This is a genomic window from Duganella sp. P38 (assembly GCF_050859475.1).
Classification (GTDB): domain Bacteria; phylum Pseudomonadota; class Gammaproteobacteria; order Burkholderiales; family Burkholderiaceae_D; genus Rugamonas.
In genome coordinates, this window is the sequence record NZ_CP193936.1 from 5158772 (window position 1) to 5176641 (window position 17870).

Genomic DNA, 17870 nt, shown 5'->3' on the forward strand with positions numbered 1-17870 from the left:
GGCCCGCCTACATGCGGTCCGCCGTCTGCTCGCGCGCCTGCGGGGCGAGGCTGCGCGCGATGGCTGCGCGCGCGGCCGCTTGCACGGCGTCGATGCTGTAAGGCTTGCGGATGAACTCCAGCCCCAGCCCGTCGAGCCGCGCCGGGTCGCCGAGGAAGCCGCTGGCCAGCACGATCGGCAATGCCGGCCAGGCCTGGCGCAACTTGCGCGCCAGCTCCACGCCATCCATCGTGCCCGGCATTTTCACGTCCGAGAAGACGAAATCGATGTGCGCCAGATCCGACAGCAGCGCCGCATCGGCGCTGTGGGCGCAGCACACGCGGCAGCCCATGTTGGCAAACATCTCCACCGCCAGCTCGGCAACGAAGGGATCATCTTCCACGCACAGCACGCGCTTGCCCGACAGCACATCGCCGGCGCCGCCCACCGCGGCCTGCGCCGGCGCAGGCTCCTGCGTGGCCGCCGCATCGCCGCCGCGCGGCAGCACAATGCATACCGTGGTGCCGTGGTCGGACGTGCGCAGATAGGCCATGCCGTTGCTCTGCTGCGCATAGCCATACACCTGCGACAGTCCGAGGCCGGTGCCTTTGCCCAGCGGCTTGGTGGTGAAGAACGGCTCGAACGCCTGCTCGGCGACCTCCGGCGTCATGCCATACCCCTCGTCGATCAGCGCCAGTTGCACGAAATCGCCCGCCAGCCCTTGCAGCTCGGGGAAGGCGGGCGCGGGCAAGCTCAGGTTGCGGATCGCCAGCGTCACCTTGCCGCCGCCGGGCATGGCGTCGCGCGCGTTGACCACCATGTTCAGCAGGGCGATCTCCAGCTGCGCCACATCGGTCTTCACCGGCCATGGGTTTTCCGGAATATCGAGCGCAAAAGCGATATGCTTGCTCAGCGAATGATGCAGCAGCTGCGCGATATCGGGCAGGTGCTTTTCCAGCCGCACGTCGGCGATCTGCATCGGCTGGCGGCGCGCGAACGATAGCAGCTGCTGCGTCAACTGCGCCCCTGCGCGGTGGCGCGCGTGATGCTGTCCACGCTTTTCAACAGCGCCGGATGCTCCTTCAGCTGGAAGCGCATCAGCGTCGACGCCGACGCGATCACCTGCAACAGGTTGTTGAAATCGTGCGCGACGCCGCCGGTGAGCCGCCCCAGCGACTCCAGCCGCCGCGCCTCCGCCAGCGACATCTCGATCTGGCGCCGCTCGCGCACTTCGCGCGACAGTGCGGTGGTGCGCTCGTCGACGCGCCGTTCCAGCTCCGCCGCGTGGTCGTTCAGCTCGCGCAGCTGGTCGCGCACCTGGCGCTGCAAGGTGCGGGTGCGCTGCGCCGACAGGATGGCCAGCATCAGCACCTCGTGCCGCAGGGGCCGCGTCAGCAGCGTCACGTTGCCCAGCCGTTCCAGCACCGAGGTCGGGCCGCCGGGAATCAGCGCGTCGGCGTCGGCGATCGCAATGATCGGGATGTTCGACCAGAACGGCTGCTTGTCCAGCTGCACCGACAGCTGCTGCGCCGAGCAGCGCGTCAGCCCCTCTTCCGAGGCGATCGCCATCAGCGCCGTTTCGTCCAGCGCGGCGCAGAATTCATCGGCGCTGTCGCACAGCCGCGAATCGATGTGCACCGCCGCCAGGATATTGCTCAACACCTGCGCATCCCTGCCCAATGGCGCGAAAATCACCGCGGGCATGCTAGACACCGGCGGAGATGGCCGTGGTGGCGGCGACGTCGGTATCCTTGGCGCCGACCGCGAAACCGTCATCGGTCAGGATGAATTCGCGCACCTCGCGGCTATGGTCGCTGTGGCGCTTCTTGAGCACGCAGATATTCTTCTTGATCGAGCCTTCCGAGTTGTAGGAGCTGAGCGAAATGACGTTATCGGTGATGATCGACAGCGCATCGGGCTCGCGCGACGTGTCCAGCCCGTGCGAATGGGCGCCCACCACCACCGCGATCACGCCCATATTGGCCAGGTAGGAGAACAGCTCGTTCATCTGCAGCAGCAAGGTGCGCTCCTCCTTGATCAGGTCGAGATAGGAGTTGATGCTGTCAATGATGACGATGCGCACATTGTCGTCCTCGACGCGGCGGCGCACGGCCCAGATAAACGCGCCTGCCGAAATGCGCGACGGGTTGATGCGCGAGATCAGCAAGTCCTTCGGCGACGTGGCGTCCGGCTGGATGCCAAAGCGTTCGAGCATGCGCGACTTCAACGTCACTTCCGCCTCGTCCAGCACGAAATAGGCGGCGCGCCCGCCCTGGCGCACCGCGGCCAGCGCGTACTGCAAGGCCAGCGTGGTCTTGCCGACGCCGGAGGTGCCGACGATCATGGTCGAGGTGCCGCTGATCAGGCCGCCGCCGAGCAGCTCGTCGAGGCCGGGCACGCCGCTATCGAGCACCGTGCGCTCGTAGTCGCGCTGGTGCTCCTCGGCGATCAGGCTCGGGAACACCAGGATTTCGCTGCGCTGGATGGCGAAGTCGTGCCAGCCGCTCTGGTAGTCGCCGCCGCGCAGCTTGACCACTTTCAGCACGCGCCGCACCGAACCATAGGAACGCTCGCGCTGCTCCAGCGTGATGGCGCCGTGGACCGCGCTCTGCAATTCGAACTCGTGCTCGATCGAGGTCAGGTCGTCGAGCATCAGCACGGTGGCGCCGGCGCGCGTCAGCCGCTCGCGCAGCGAAATCACCTGCCGCCGGTAATGCGAGCTGTTGTGCGCCAGCAAGCGGATTTCCGCCATCGAGTCGATCACCACCAGCTGCGCCCCGGTGCGCTCGATCTCGCCGGCGATGGTACTGACCAGACGCGACAGCTCGGCGTCGCTCGGCAGCATGATGGTCTGCTCGCCGAACTGCTGCGGGCTGAACAGGTCCGGAATGAACAGCTGCACGCCGTCCAGCGACCAGTCGTGGCTGGCGGCGGTGGCGTGCAGCTCCTCGGCCGATTCGGACAAGGACACATACAGGCGGCGCTGCCCGCGTGACGCTTCGGAGATCAGGAAACGCATGCCGATCGTGGTCTTGCCGGTGCCGGGCCGGCCCTCCAGCAAATGTATGCGGCCCTTGATCAGGCCGCCCCGCAATACGGCGTCGAGTTCAGGAATGCCAGTGGCAACGCGCTCAGTAGACATAGTTGTTCATCCCAGTTGTTTGCCAATATCGTGGCATAACTGTGGGAAACGAAATGCGCGCCAGCCCGCACAACGCCGCGCTGCGCAAAGCAAGATTGCAGCGGCCGTTAGTTGCTTAACATTATGCTATCCGATGCGGTCCAGCAACTGCTGTTCGGCGCGGTCGCTCAGCACCAGCACCAGCTTCAGCGCGCGCGCGTCATGCCGACGAACAGCTTGCGCAGCACCAGCTGGTCGATTTGCTCGAAGTCGATCTCGGTGAAAATAATGGCCGGCGCCGACTGCCCCTTGAAGCGGTACACCGACTCGGCCAGCAGGCCGCCGTCGCGGTACAGCGGGTTGCCGAACAGGTCGTACTCGCCGGTGAAGGACTTCAGCGTGTGCACATCGCTCAGCTGGTCGAGCTGCAGGATCAGCGACTTCTCGCGGCCGCGGAACGAGGCGATGGCGATATCGTGGCGCGCGAAGCCGGCTGCCAGGCAGGACGTGACGGCGTGCCGCGTCTGCGCCAGCATCGCCTCGTTGTCGCCGTGCGGATAGACCAGCTCCTCGATATCGGCGCCCTTGAACGGGCTGCCCGCCTCCACCGGCGACTGGGTGGCGCCGATCGACGCCAGGATATCGACGATCTGGCGCGGGCTGCGGTAATTGGTGTCGGAATGCAGCGTCACCCAGCCCGGCAAGGCCACGCTCTGCTTGCCGTACAGGTTCTGGTTCGGGTCCTCCAGCCAGATCGCGCGGCCGCCGTCGCGCAGCAGGCGCAGCACGATATCGCGCCAGCCCTCGGAAAAATCCTGGCCCTCGTCGACGATCAGCACATCGCACTGCCAGCGCTCGGGCAGTTCGGCGGCGGCCATCTGCGCCTCGATCCGCTGCCACACATCGGGCAGGCTGTAATTCGGAATATGGCCCTGTTCGCGGGCAAAGGCGTCGCACAGCATATGGAAGCTGGCGACGCGGCCGCCGGCCGGCACCAGCGACTGGATATGGTCGGCCAGCGGCCGGTTGTAGCACACGTACAGCGGGCACAGGCCGGCCTCGATGGCGGCGGCGTACTCGGCCAGCGCCAGCTGCGTCTTGCCGCTGCCGGCGGTGCCGACCACGCGCAGGCGGAACGGCGCGAACTCCAGCCGGTGCGCCCAGGTCGCCAGGCCGCCGGACAGCCGCGCCACCATGCGCGCGGCGTTGCCGATCATCGCGCTCGGGTCCGGGCGCAGGCTCAGCATATTGCCGAGGAAGCGCGCCACCTTGTCGAACTGGGCGTCGGGGCGCGGGTCGTCGACCGGCAGCACCTCGCGCACCATCTGCGCCAGCCTGTGCTTGCTGTGGGCGTCGATGATATGGCGTGGATCGAGGCCGGCCAGATGCGGCTGGCGCACGATGTAGTCGGGGCAATACAGCAGGTAATCGATGGACAGGTCGGCGCCGAAACGTTCGGTCATCACGCGGATCGCGCGCATGATGTGCTGGGCCACCTTGCGCGGCTTGCCGGCGTACTGCTTGACCAGGCCGTCGGGCGTCTCGTTCAGAAAGCCGGCGATCTGCTCGATCAGCAGCACCCGCCCGTTGGGCGCGACGATCACGAAATCGACCTGATCGAACGCCGAGTAGCCCTTCTCCACATTAGTCCAATGGACGCCGTGATAGACGTGATAAGGCGCATCGGCCAGCGCCGCATTCAGGTAAGCCAGGGTTTCGATCTCGCGCGCGGCCGCGCCGGTCGCCGACATCTCTTGCCAGCCGGTAGGATGAAGATGAGCCATAAAAATAGACGCCAAATAAAAAGCACATTGTAAGACCAAGTCCGGAGGTATGATCTGGGATCAACTAAGGGAGATGTCTGTGACACCAAAAATTATCAGCACGCTGCTGGCGACCGCGCTGGCAGCCTCCGGCGCCACCGCGCTGGCCGCCCCCGCCACCAGGCCGACCGTCGCCGAAGCCGAACGCTTTCTCGCCGATACCGAAGCCAAACTTAATAAGCTGAACAACGAACAGGCGCGCGCCGCCTGGGTCGGCTCCAACTTCATTACCGACGACACCGAGGCCATCGCGTCCTACTTCGCCGAGCGCTACCTGAGCGCCTCGGGCGAGGCCGCCATCGGCGCGCGCCGCTTCAACGGCCTGAAGCTGGCGCCCGACTCGGCACGCAAGCTGTCGCTGTTGCAGCAGACCGTGGTGTTCGCCGATCCGAAAGAGCGCGCGCAGTACGCCGCGCTGCAAGCGGCGCTGAACGGCGCCTACGGCAAGGCCAAGTACTGCCCGCAAAGCGGCGAGTGCATGCCGCTGGGCGACATGGAGAAAGTGCTGGCCACCAGCCGCGACGAGGCCAGGCTGAAGGAGATGTGGCTCGGCTGGCACGCCCAGTCGCAGGATTACAAGCAGAAGTATGTCGATTACGTCGCCCTGTCCAACAAGGGCGCCAAACAGATGGGCTTTGCCGACACCGGCGCCCTGTGGCGCTCGCAGTACGACATGCCGCCGGAAGCCTTCGCCGCCGAGATGGAACGCCTGTGGCAGCAGGTCAAGCCGCTGTACGACTCGCTGCACACTTACACCCGCCACAAGCTGCGCGCCACCTATGGCGCCGACGTGGTGCCGCTGACCGGCCCGATTCCGTCCCACCTGTTCGGCAATATGTGGAGCCAGAGCTGGACCAATCTGTACCCGATCCTCAAGCCGTCCACCGGCGCCAGCAGCTATGACCTGAGCAAGGTGCTGGAACAGCGCAAGACCGACGCCAGGCAGATGACCAAGTACGCCGAGGGCTTCTACACCTCGCTTGGCATGCAGAAGCTGCCGGAATCGTTCTGGGAACGCTCGTTGCTGACCAAGCCGCGCGACCGCGACGTGGTGTGCCACGCCTCCGCCTGGCCGATCAATGAGAAAGACGACGTGCGCATCAAGATGTGCATCACGCCGACCGCCGAGGACTTCACCGTCATCCACCATGAGCTGGGCCACATCTACTACTTCCTCGGCTATACCAAGCAGCCTTTCCTGTTCCGCAACGGCGCCAACGACGGCTTCCACGAAGCCATCGGCGACACCGTGGCGCTGTCGATCACGCCGGCCTACCTGAAGCAGATCGGCCTGATGGACGAGGAGCCCGACGTCACCGCCGACATCCCGCAACTGCTGCAGCGCGCGCTGAGCAAGGTGGCGATCCTGCCGTTCGCCTATTCGGTCGACAAATGGCGCTGGGACGTCTACGCCGGCAAGACCAAGCCGGCCGACTACGATAAAAGCTGGTGGCAGCTGCGCGAGCAGTACATGGGCATGAAGCGGCCGGCGCCGGGCGACGACGCCAAGGGCTTCGACGCCGGCGCCAAGTACCACGTGGCGGCCGACGTGGCCTACGCGCGCTACTTCCTGGCCGACATGCTGCAATTCCAGTTCCATCGCGCGCTGTGCCGCGAGGCCGGTTACAGCGGTCCGCTGAACCGCTGCTCGGTGTACGGCAACGCCAAGGCCGGCGCCAAGCTGCAACAGCTGCTGGAACTGGGCGCGTCCAAGCCGTGGCCGGAGGCGCTGAAAGCCATCTCCGGCGAAGACAAAATCGACGGCAACGCCCTGCTCGAATACTTCGCGCCGCTGAAAACCTGGCTGGACCAGCAGAACGCCGCCTTTGCGGCGGCTGAGAAGCAGTAAGCCCTAGCGGGCCGCCGCGTAATCCATCGCCGTCAGATCGGCGATCAAGCCTGGGCCGGCCGGATGCCAGCCCAGGCGCGCCTTGGTCAGCGCGGCCGAGGCCGACATGTCCTGACCGGCAAACAGCGCCAGCCAGCCGAAATGCGCGCCGGCTTCGGCCGCGGCCAGCGACCGGACCGGCACACCCAGGCCCTTGCCCACCGCCTCGGCGATATCGCGCGCCGCAATGCCCTCCTCCGCCACCGCGTGATAGCGCTCGCCAGCCTTCCCCTTTTCCAGCACCAGGCGATACAGCAGCGCGACATCGCTGACATGCGCGGCGGACCAGCGATTCAGTCCCTCGCCGATGTACGCGGCCTGGCCCTGCTCGCGGCTATTGGCGATCAGGTAGCTCACCAGGCCTTGCCGCCGGGTGTCATGCACCTGCGGCAGACGCACCACGCGCACATCCACGCCCGACTCCAGCGCCGCAACGCCCGCCAGCTCGGAGGCGATACGCGGATTGCGGTGCTCCAGATTCAACACCGTCTCCACCGCCGCCTGGCCATGCCCGCGTTCGCCCATGCCGACCCCGGACGTGATGATCAGCGGCCGGGCGGAGCCACGCAGCGCCTCGGCCAGCGCCGCGATCACACGCCCGTCCTGCTCGCAGCTCGCGGCGAACTTGCTGAAGTCATCGTGATTGAACGCCGTATGGATCACCGCGTCCGCCTGCGCCGCGCCGGCGCGAAGCCGGTCCAGATCTTCCAACCCGGCGCGATGCACCTGCGCGCCCGCCGCGGCCAGCGTTTCGGCGCCGGCGTCCGAACGGCTCATGCCCAACACCTCGTGCCCCGCAGCCAGCAACTGGGCCACCACTTGCGCGCCGATAAAGCCGGTCGCGCCTGTCACAAATACCCGCATCTCATGCTCCTTGATAGCTGAAGTGCGCGTATTATGGCCAGCATGTCTTTCCTATTAAAGTAGTGACGTTATACAGGTATAAGGACCAACAGGATGCATGACGATAACCCCCTCGGCAAATTCCTGCGCGACCGCCGCAACCGGCTCGATCCGGCCGCCTTCGGCATCGCCGCCGGACGCCGCCGCACGGCCGGCCTGCGCCGTGAAGAAGTGGCGCAGCGCGCCAACATCAGCACCACCTGGTACACCTGGCTGGAACAAGGAAGGGGCGGCGCCGCGTCGGCCGAAGTGCTGGAGCGCATCGCCGCCGCGCTGATGCTGACCGAACCCGAGCGCGAACACCTGTTCATGCTGGGCCTGGGCCGTTTGCCGGAAGCCCGCTACAAGAGCGCCGACGGCGTCACGCCGCGCCTGCAACGGGTGCTGGACGCCTTCACCGGCAGCGCCGCCATGCTGCGCACGCCGACCTGGGACATCGTGGCCTGGAACCGTCCGGCCACGCTGCTGCTGACCGACTACGCCGCGCTTCCCGCCAAAGAACGCAATGTCGCGCGGCTGATGTTCAGCAACGGCCGTGTGCGCGCATCGCAAAACAATTGGGAAAGTGTGGCCCGCTTCGTGGTCGGTTCGCTGCGCGCAGACGCCATACGCGCCGGCGCAGGCAATGAGGCGGCCATGCTGGCCGACGAGTTGTCGCGCCAAAGCCCCGAGTTTGCGGCCATGTGGGAAGACCATGAAGTCATCAGCGTCTCGGACGGCTACAAGGTGCTGCACCATCCTGTGCTGGGGGCGATTGATCTGGAGTTTTCGACGTTTGCCGTCGATGGACGGCCCGATTTGTCGATGATGGTCTACAACCCGGCGACGCCGGACACGGCCAGCCGCATCGCTGCCTTTTTGAAGTCGTCATAAAAAAAGGCGTCCACGAGGGACGCCTTTGCCTGCCAAGCGCTGACGCTTAGAACTTGTAGTTCACGCCGGCCAGCACGGTGCGGCCGTATTTCGCGTATTCCAGCTGTTGCGAACGGTCGCCGTTGTAGGTTTCGTAGGCGGCGTTGCGCAGGTTGTTCACTTGCAGCACCAGGCCCAGGCCCTTCATCGAACCGGTTTCGAAGGTGTAGCCGATCTGGAAGTCGATCACGTTCTCACCGACCACATAACGCAAGGTGCGGTCGTTCGAGAAGTTGCCGATCTCACCCACGAAGTCCGAGCGGCGACGCTGGCTGATACGGGTCTCGAAACCATTCTTCTCGTAGTAGGCGGTCAGGTTGGTGGTGCGCTTCGACAGGCCTGGCAGCGGGATGTTCGAGCCGATGTTGCTGCCCTGATCCTGAATCGTGATCGCGCTCTCGGTGTAGGTGGTGCTGGCGCTGATGCCGAAGCCGTCCAGCGACTTGCTCAGCATGTTAAGCGGCAGCGAACCCGACAGTTCAACACCCTTCAGGATACCGCCCTCGCCGTTGTACGCGGCGGTGTAGGTGCCGATGTTGGTCAGCGGTGGCAGCGTGCCGGTTGGGTATGTCGACGGCAGGTATTGCGAGAAGTCATACGGACGGCCCTGGGTGAAAATGTAGGTGTCCAGCTTTTTGAAGAAGCCGGCCAGCGCGAAGTACGCCTTCTTGTCGAAGTATTTCTCGTACGAGATATCGATCGCCTTGGCGCGCCATGGGTCCAGGCGGGCGTTACCGCCGCTGGCGCCCGGTTCGCGCTTGGTGTTGTCGATGCCGATCTCCAGCGCCGAACGCAGCTGGTCGATACGTGGACGGGCCAGTTGCTTGGCCACGGCCAGACGTACGGTCTGCTGGTTGTCGAAGCCGAACGCCAGGTTCAGGCTCGGCAGGTAGTCGGTGTAGCTCTTGCCGTCATGCACAGGCTTGACCGGGTTGGTGCCAGCAGCCGCGTTGTTGTCGTAGTAACGCGAATCCGACGACTGGTTGGTGTGCTGGATCTGCACGCCGATGTTGCCGCGCAGGCTGACCGACGGCGACAGCTCGGCTTCGATATTGGCCTTGGCGTAGGTGGTGGCGATCTTCTCGTTGACTTCCCAGGTTTTCGGGATCAGGTAGTTCAGGTTGTCCACCGGGGCGAACGACATGTACTGGCTGACCATCGCTGGCACGTTCCAGGTTGGAATCGAACCGGCGCCGGCGAAGCCCAGGTCTGCCAGGCCGTATTGCAGGTTGCCCGGCACGGAAACACCCGCGCCCACCAGGTTGATCGAACCTTCCGGCTGATGCTTGTTCTTGCTGCGGTCGGCGTAGTTGACGCCGAAGTCGACGCTGGAGAAGGCTTTTTCCCACGCGCCGGTGATCGGCACATTGATCGCCAGCTTGGCGCTCTTCAGCTCATCTTCGATGCTAGGCGTTTTGCCGTAGCCCGAGCCGTAAATCGTGTTGCCGATGTACAGGTTGCTGGCGTTACCGTAGTTCAGGCCGGTGGTCATCTGCGAGAAGCCGCCGTTACCGTACACCAGGTTGACCTTGTCCAGCAGGGCCGTCGCTGCGCCGTTGCTGTACTGCAGATTGTTTTCCAGGCTCAGCTCGTCGCGCTTGGCTTTCGAGTAGCTCAGGTCGGCGACGACGGTGAAGTCCGGCGTCTTGAATTCATTGTTCCAGCCGATCGCGCGGATATCGTCCTTGCGCTTGTTGTACATGCCGCGCACCAGCGGGCGCACATTGTTCATCGTGCCGCTGGCGATGGTGCCGTCGGCCACCTGCACCGGGTTGTAGTTGGACTCGCCTTGGGACAGCGAAATTTCCAGCTGGTTGGCGGTCTCTTCGGCCTTGAAGCGCGACGCGTACAGGTCCAGGGTGCTGGTCCATTGCTTGTTCGGACGGTATTGCAGCACGCCCATCAGGCCATCACGCTCGTTGCGGCCGCTGCGCGCGACCGCCTTGATACCGTTGGCCGAGAAGGTGTTGGCTGGCAGGCCGTTGCGGGCGTCCAGCGTCCATGGCTCGTACAGCCCGGTTTCGTTCGACAGGATAGGCGTTTCCAGGCGGGCATAGCCCAGCGCGATACCGATCGTGCGGTTGGCGAACTGGTCGATGTAGCTGGCGCTGAAGCGGGTGCCGGTGTCCTTGGCGTTGGCGATCTTGCCCAGCGAGTTCTTCTCGCCGCGGGCGTTCAGCGCCACGGTGCGACCGCTGAAGTTCAGTGGGCGCACGGTTTGCATGTCGATGGTGCCCGACAGGCCCTGGCCGACCAGGCTGGCGTCCGGGGTTTTGTAGACGGTCACGCCAGCCATCAGTTCAGATGGGTACTGGTCGAATTCCACGCTGCGGTTGTCGCCGGTCGAGACTTGCTCGCGGCCGTTCAGCAGGGTGGTGGCGAAGTCCGGCGACAGGCCGCGGACCGAGATCACTTGCGCACGGCCGGCAACGCGCTGGGCGGCCAGGCCCGGCAGGCGCGAGATCGATTCGGCGATCGACACGTCCGGCAGCTTGCCGATGTCCTCGGCCGAAATGGCTTCAACGATGGAGCTGGCGTCTTTCTTGACCGAGATCGCGTCCTCGATGCCGCGGCGGATGCCGGCCACGGTCACGGACTGGACTTTTTGCTCTTCAGCGGCCGGCGCTGCGGCGGCGGCGGTTTGAGCAAACGCTGGCGCGGCGGCGGCAGCGATCAGCAAGGCGCAGCCGGCGGCGACAGGCTTCAATGGAAATGCGGTGTGGCTACGCGTACTTGCGAAGATATTCATTTAATGTCCCCTCTCATGACACAAAATTAAGTCCCGCAATCAGCTGCGACTACACGGGATCCAAGGAATGACAACGTTCTAAAGACGTTCTGCCAAGAATTTTGTACTAAAACTAGATTGCATGTCAATCAAACTTCCCTGCCACTACCTAATGCGAGCCCCGGATATCAAGGCTCGCCCTACGATATCGGTGTTCTCGTTGTATTTCGGCTACAAGACGCGCGGCGCACACTTGTAGTAGAACTACAGATTGGAGGCGAAAATGGTGATTTTATGAAAGCAAATATCAGCTTCCGTCCCTTCCCTTGGTCAAAATTGGTCGTCAAAGTGTATTCGCGGTAAATTCAGCGCGTTTGATACGGTCGCGTTTTAAGAGTATTCTCTCGAAAAATCAAAGCCCTAAGCCCGAAAACAACAAAAACATGGGCGTGTAGTACGACTACCTACCCGGAGACTGCATGAAGAAAGTCCTGCTGGCGGCGCTGCTCGCCGCCCTGTTGCCGGCCGCCGCGGCGGCGCCTTATCGCATCGATCACATGGACCCGCCGCTGTGGTGGACCGGCATGCACAACAGCAAGCTGCAACTGATGGTGCACGGTCCGCAGCTGGCCGACCTCGAACCGGCGCTGAACTATCCGGGCGTGCGCATCGCCAGCGTCTCGCGTGTCGCCAACCGCAACTATCTGTTCATCGACCTGGAGATCGCGCCGGAGGCTCGGCCCGGCACGCTGGAACTGCTGTTCCAGCGCGGCGCGCAAAGCCTGCGCTACAACTACACGCTGCTGGCGCGCGCGCCGGCGTCGGCGCAGCGCGCCGGCTTCAGCAGCGCGGACGCCATCTACCAGGTGATGCCGGACCGCTTTGCCAACGGCGACGCGGCCAACGACAACATCGACGGCTACGCGGACAAGCTGAACCGCACCGACGGCTCCGGGCGGCACGGCGGCGACATCGCCGGCATCACCGGACACCTGGACTACGTGGCGGCCATGGGGTTCACGCAGCTGTGGCCTACGCCGCTGCTGGAATCGAATATGCCGCGCGGCTCCTACCATGGCTACGCGACCACCGACCATTACCGCATCGACCCGCGCTACGGCAGCAACGAAGGCTTCCGCCAACTGGTGGCGCAGGCGCGCGGCAAAGGCATCGGCGTGATACAGGACGTGGTCTTGAACCATATCGGCAGCAAACACTGGTGGATGCAGGACATGCCGATGCCGGACTGGCTGACCTACCAGGGAAAATACGTGCCAACCGCGCACCACCGGGTGGCGGTGCAGGACCCGTATGGATCGCAGCAGGACCAGCGCAATTTCACGCAGGGCTGGTTTGTGCAAGGCATGCCGGACCTGAACCAGGCCAATCCCTTTGTGGCGAATTACCTGATTCAGAACAGCATCTGGTGGATCGAATACGCCGGCCTGTCCGGCCTGCGCGTGGACACCTACGGCTACTCCAACACCGATTTCCTCAGCCGCTGGTCCGGCGCGGTGATGGCCGAGTATCCGCGTTTGAACCTGGTGGGCGAGGAATGGAGCCCGCTGATACCTGTGGTCGCGCACTGGCAGCGCGGCAAGCAGAATGTCGACGGCCATGTGTCGCACATGCCGAGCATGATGGACTTCCCGCTCAACGACGCGCTGCGCCGCGCGCTGGTGGCGCCGGACGGCGCCGAGCAAGGCCTGACCACCTTGTACGAAACGCTGTCGCAGGACTACCTGTATCCGGACGCGGCCAACCTGGTGCTGTTCGAGGGTAATCACGACCTGTCGCGCATCTACAGCGCGCTGGATGCAGACCAGGACCTGTTCCGCATGGCGCTGGCGGTGGTGGCGACGCTGCCGCGCATTCCGCAGTTCTACTCCGGCACCGAGATTCAGATGACCAGCACCACAAAGGGCCGCGACGACGCCTCGTACCGCGCCGACTTCCCCGGCGGCTGGCCAGGCGACAAGGTGAACGCCTTCACCGGCGCCGGCCTGACGTCGCAACAGGCCGGCGCGCAGGCCTACGTCCGCAAGCTGCTCAACTGGCGCAAGGGCGCAGCCGTCATCCATCGCGGAAAGCTGATGCACTATGGCCCGGAGCAGAACACCTATGTCTACTTCCGCTACGACGGCAGCAGCAAGGTCATGGTGGCGCTTAACAAGAACAAGACCGACACCACGCTGCCAACGGCGCGCTTCCACGAAATGCTGAACGGCGTGCGCTCGGGCGTGGATGTCATCAGCGGCCAGCGCGTGTCGCTGGACGGACAAGTTAAACTGCCGGCGCGTTCCGCGCTGATACTGGAGATCGAACAATGAAGCAATCCACCGCGCGCGCGCCGCGCAAACCACATCCGGCCACTACGCGCCAGGCGGCGAAAGCCGCCGCGCCACGCGCGTCCGCGATGATACGCGCGGTCGCACTTGCCGCCAGCGCCGCTGCGCTGACCGCCCACGCCGCGCCAGACGCCGCGAGCGCCAGCTATCCCACCTGGGACGGCAAGAAGGAAACCGTCCGCTACGCCACGCCGGACGCCGGCGCCGCGCTGCGCAGCTACACGCAGTCGACCACCATGCGCGTGCGCGAAGGCGGCAAGCAGGAAATCAGCTACGCCGAATCGGCCACCCTGCCGACTGTCCGCAGCGGCAACCTGGCCTTTGACGCGCTGTTCGCGCTGGCCGGCGCCGAGATGAAGCTGGACTCCGTCAGCGATATCCGCGACGGCAGCTACAACGGCGGCAACGCCATTCCCTGCGAGTGCTTCGAGACCGGCGAGTTGTGGCACTACGTGTGGACGCGCGACCTGTCTTACGCCGCCGCGCTCGGTCTCGGCATGCTGGACCCGCAACGCACCCGCAATTCCCTGGAATTCAAGCTGGCCGGCTACCGCGACGGCGTCAGCGCCGGCCTGCATGCTGTCAGCAACGACAACGGCTTCCAGATCGTGCAGGACACCGGCAGCGGCGGCAGCTGGCCGGTGAGCACCGACCGCGTCACCTGGGCCTTCGGCGCCGACGAGGCCTTGAAGGCGCTGCCGCCGGAGCAGCGCAAGGCTTTCGCGGCGACAGCCCTGCGCGCGCTGCGCAATACGCTGGAAAATGACCGCATCGCCATCTGGGACGCGGCCGATGGCCTGTACAACGGCGAGGAATCCTTCCTCGACTGGCGTGACCAAAGCTACGCCAACTGGATGCCGGGCGAGCTCTCGTTCATGGCCACGTCCAAGGCGCTGTCCACCAACGCCGCCCACTACAAGGCGCTGACGCTGGCCGCGCAACTGGCGGCGGAACAAGGCGACAGCGCCACCGCCGCGCGCTACAGCGGCTGGTCCGCAGACCTGAAGGCCGCCATCAACAAGCGCTTCTGGCAGGCCGACAGCGGCATGTATAGCAGCGTGACAGCCGGCCACTTCGACGGCGCCGCCATGTACAAGTACGACTGGCTGGGGCAGTCGCTGGCCATCGTCACCGGCATTGCCGACCAGCGGCAGGCGCAGAGCATCCTGGCGCATTATCCGCATGGGCCATTGGGCGCGCCGGTGATTTTCCCTCAGCAGGCCGATACCGCCGTCTACCATAACCGGGCGATGTGGCCATTCGTCACCGCTTACGGTTTGAAGGCGGCCGCCATCGGCGGCAATGTCGCCGTGGCCGATGCGGCTTACGCGACGCTGATGCGCGGCGCGGCCACCAACCTGTCCAACATGGAGAACCTGGAGTGGTTGTCCGGCCAGCCGATGCTGGACGACGGCAAGCTGAGTGGCCCGGTAGTCAATTCGCGGCGCCAGCTATGGTCTGTGGGCGGTTATCTTGGTATGGTGATCGGCGGCGTATTCGGCGTGGAGACAACCAACGACGGCATCGCGCTGCGGCCTTTCATCACGGCCAAGCTGCGGCGCGACACGTTCGCCGGCAGCGATGCGATTACGCTGAATAATCTGGCGCTGCGCGGCAAGCGTCTCACCGTGCGGATTGCGCTGCCGGCAGCGGACAAGGGAAATGGCTACTATGCCGTCGACAACATCACGCTGAACGGCAGGCCGGCCGCCGCCACGCTGGCGTGGGATGCGCTGGGCGAGGATAACCAGATCGAAATCCGTCTCGGCAGGCTGCTGCCGGGCCAGCAGGCCAGCCGCAGCGTGACCGGCAAGCCGCTGGTGCAGGACGCCGCCGTCTACGCGCCCGCCGAGCCGCGCATCGCCAGGCTGGAACGCGGCGCCTACGGCTACCCGACGCTGCACATCGCCAGCGGCGCGGTCGACGCAAAGCCCAGCGCCGGCAAGGGCGTCGTGTACAACGTATACCGCGACGGCCAGCTGGCCGGCGCGAATATTTCGGCCTCCACCTGGGCCGACCGTCACGCCGTCGCCGCCGACAATCTGTGCTACGCCGTCGAAGCGGTGTACACCAGCTCCGGCAACCGCAGTCACCACAGCATGCCGGTTTGCCTGAACGGCGGCCAGGAAATCGCCGTCTCACGCGCCACCTGGGGCGCACCTTCGGACACGTTTGCACAGCACTTCAAGGTAGACCGCGCCGGCAGCTACGCCATCCAGATCAAATACCGCAACACCGCCCACCAGATCAACCTGGGCATCAGCGGCGGCGTCAAATGGGCATCGCTGAAAGACGACAGCGGCAATATCGTCGCCAACGGCGTGGTGCAGCTGCCGCACTCCCCGGCCGGCGAAGGCGCCAAATACTCGACGCCGCTGCGCGCCAGCCTCAAACCAGGCGACTACACGCTGCACCTGGACGACTTCTACAACATGAGCTACATGAAAAACAACGCCACCTACAGCGACGCCGGCGGCGTGCAAGGGCCATCCAACAAGTTCGACATCCACGGCGTGCGCATCATGCCTGTGCCGAAGAGCGACGCCCCCACCGAGGCAATCGCCGCCGGCACGCTGCGCATCGTCGACAACTTCGCCTCGCCACAACTTGGCAATACCCGCAAGCTGCGCATCTACCTGCCGCCCGGCTACGACGCCAATCCGCAACAGCGCTACCCGGTGCTCTACATGCACGACGGCCAGAACCTGTTCGATCCCAAGACCGCCGCCTTCGGCACGGCCTGGGAAATCGGCGCCACCGTCGACAAGCTGATCGCCACCGGCGCCATCGAACCGATCATCGTGGTCGGCATCGACAACGCCGGCGAACAGCGCGTCGCCGAATACACGCCATGCTGCGACAAGCAGCACGGCGGCGGCAAGATCGACGCCTACGCCGCCTTCCTAGTCGACACCGTCAAGCCATGGGCCGACGCCAACCTGCGCACCCTGAAGGACCGCGATCACACCGCCATCATGGGCTCCTCGCTGGGCGGCATCGCCTCGGTCTACATCGCGCAGAAATACCCGCAGGTGTTCTCGAAGGCCGGCGGCGTATCCAGCTCGTTCTGGTGGAACGACCAGATGTTTTCCAGGAACGTCCCGCCACGCCAGCCGGTCAGGTTTTACATCGACGCCGGCACCGAAGGCGACGGCATCGACTTCACCACCAATATGCGCGACGCCATGCTGGCCAAGGGTTATGTGCTCAATGAAGACCTGATGTACCACCGCGCCGAAGGCGGTAGCCATAACGAGAAATCGTGGGCCGCGCGGGTCGGCATTCCGCTGACCTGGTTCTTCAGGAAGTAAGCAGCACGCGCTGCTGGCGCCCGGCCAGCAGCGCCCCCACCTCGTCCGCCGCCACCGGCGGGCTCAAACAGAAGCCGAACGCCTCGTCGCAGCCCATCGCCGACAGGCGCGCCAGCTGCTCCCCGGTTTCCACGCCGGCGGCGATTACCCGCATGTTCAGGCCATGCGCCATGTCGATGATGGCAGCCACCATCGCCTCGCCGCGCACCAGGTCATCCACCAGCGACTTGTCGATCTTCACCACGTCCACCGCGTAGCGGCGCAGATAATTCAGTGACGCGTAGCCGGTGCCGAAATCGCTGATCGCCACGCGCACGCCCATCTGCCGGAACTGCCCGAGTATTTCCTCCGCCTGCTGGTTCCTGTCGATCAGCATGGCCTCGTTGATTTCGATCTCGATGCAGCGCCCCGGCACGCCGGCCTGCTCCAGCGTGGCGGCAAGACTCGGCACGATATCCCGATGGAAGAACTGGCGCGGCGACAGATGCACCGTCACCGTCAACGGCAAGCCCTGATCCAGCCAGCCGCGCGCCTGCGCCACGGCGGTGGACAGCACCCACGCGCCGACCGGCAGCATCAGGGTGCTCTGCTCCAGCACCGGCAGAAAATCCAGCGGCATCACCACGCCCAGCTCCGGATGCTTCCAGCGCAGCAGCGCCTTCACGCCGCTGATCTGGCGCCGGCGCAGATCCATCTTCGGCTGATAGGTCAGCGCGAACTCCTTGTGTTCCAGCGCGTGACGCAGCGCCGTTTCCAGGATCAGCCGCGAATAGGCCTTGGCCTGCATGCTGGGCAGGAAGCGCTGGCTGGCGCCGTTGCCGCGCTGCTTGGCGGCGTACATCGCCAGGTCGGCCTTC

The 17870-nt window shown here is 65.0% G+C and carries 11 protein-coding genes; 4 read left to right on the plus strand and 7 right to left on the minus strand.

The window, feature by feature from the left end:
- Positions 1-7: 7 nt before the first annotated feature.
- The 4 genes from ACRQ5J_RS23995 to ACRQ5J_RS24010 form a co-directional block, all read right to left on the minus strand.
- Positions 8-997, minus strand: a complete 990-nt coding sequence (locus ACRQ5J_RS23995) for an ATP-binding protein (RefSeq protein WP_432380418.1) — start codon at positions 995-997, stop codon at positions 8-10.
- On the minus strand, positions 994-1683 hold the full coding sequence (locus ACRQ5J_RS24000; protein WP_432380420.1) for a hypothetical protein: 690 nt from the start codon (positions 1681-1683) through the stop codon (positions 994-996). Before ACRQ5J_RS24000 ends, ACRQ5J_RS23995 begins: the two co-directional genes overlap by 4 nt.
- 1 nt (position 1684) lies before the next feature.
- Positions 1685-3121 carry an ATPase domain-containing protein gene (locus tag ACRQ5J_RS24005; protein WP_432380422.1) on the minus strand — a complete coding sequence of 479 codons (1437 nt, stop codon included), beginning with the start codon at positions 3119-3121 and terminating at the stop codon, positions 1685-1687.
- 185 nt (positions 3122-3306) lie between these two features.
- Positions 3307-4851 carry an ATP-binding domain-containing protein gene (locus tag ACRQ5J_RS24010; protein WP_432380424.1) on the minus strand — a complete coding sequence of 515 codons (1545 nt, stop codon included), beginning with the start codon at positions 4849-4851 and terminating at the stop codon, positions 3307-3309.
- A 106-nt stretch (positions 4852-4957) separates the two neighbouring features.
- Between ACRQ5J_RS24010 and ACRQ5J_RS24015 the strand changes: the two genes are divergently transcribed.
- The gene (locus ACRQ5J_RS24015) at positions 4958-6772 is read left to right on the plus strand and encodes a M2 family metallopeptidase (protein ID WP_432380426.1); all 1815 of its coding nucleotides are present in this window, start codon (positions 4958-4960) and stop codon (positions 6770-6772) included.
- 3 nt (positions 6773-6775) lie between these two features.
- On the opposite strand, the gene ACRQ5J_RS24020 is transcribed toward ACRQ5J_RS24015, so the two are convergent.
- Positions 6776-7675 (minus strand): SDR family oxidoreductase, encoded by a 900-nt coding sequence (locus ACRQ5J_RS24020; protein ID WP_432380428.1) that lies wholly within the window; start codon positions 7673-7675, stop codon positions 6776-6778.
- A 93-nt stretch (positions 7676-7768) separates the two neighbouring features.
- Here ACRQ5J_RS24020 and ACRQ5J_RS24025 point away from each other — a divergent pair, with 93 nt between their 5' ends.
- Entirely contained in the window at positions 7769-8587 is an 819-nt protein-coding gene (locus tag ACRQ5J_RS24025) for a helix-turn-helix transcriptional regulator (RefSeq protein WP_432380430.1), read from the plus strand.
- A 46-nt stretch (positions 8588-8633) separates the two neighbouring features.
- Here ACRQ5J_RS24025 and ACRQ5J_RS24030 read toward each other — a convergent pair whose 3' ends face one another.
- Entirely contained in the window at positions 8634-11375 is a 2742-nt protein-coding gene (locus tag ACRQ5J_RS24030; protein ID WP_432380432.1) for a TonB-dependent receptor, read from the minus strand.
- A 458-nt stretch (positions 11376-11833) separates the two neighbouring features.
- On the opposite strand from ACRQ5J_RS24030, the gene ACRQ5J_RS24035 reads away from it, so the two are divergent.
- A complete protein-coding gene (locus tag ACRQ5J_RS24035; RefSeq protein WP_432380435.1) occupies positions 11834-13684 on the plus strand; it encodes a glycoside hydrolase family 13 protein in 1851 nt (616 codons plus the stop codon).
- Entirely contained in the window at positions 13681-17013 is a 3333-nt protein-coding gene (locus tag ACRQ5J_RS24040; RefSeq protein ID WP_432380437.1) for an alpha/beta hydrolase-fold protein, read from the plus strand. The genes ACRQ5J_RS24035 and ACRQ5J_RS24040 overlap by 4 nt, the downstream gene beginning before the upstream one ends.
- Here the strand turns inward: ACRQ5J_RS24040 and ACRQ5J_RS24045 are convergent.
- Positions 17003-17854: a putative bifunctional diguanylate cyclase/phosphodiesterase gene (locus tag ACRQ5J_RS24045; RefSeq protein ID WP_432383719.1), complete on the minus strand. Its 852-nt coding sequence runs from the start codon at positions 17852-17854 to the stop codon at positions 17003-17005. The two genes, ACRQ5J_RS24040 and ACRQ5J_RS24045, sit on opposite strands and share 11 nt — an antisense overlap.
- Positions 17855-17870: the final 16 nt, after the last annotated feature.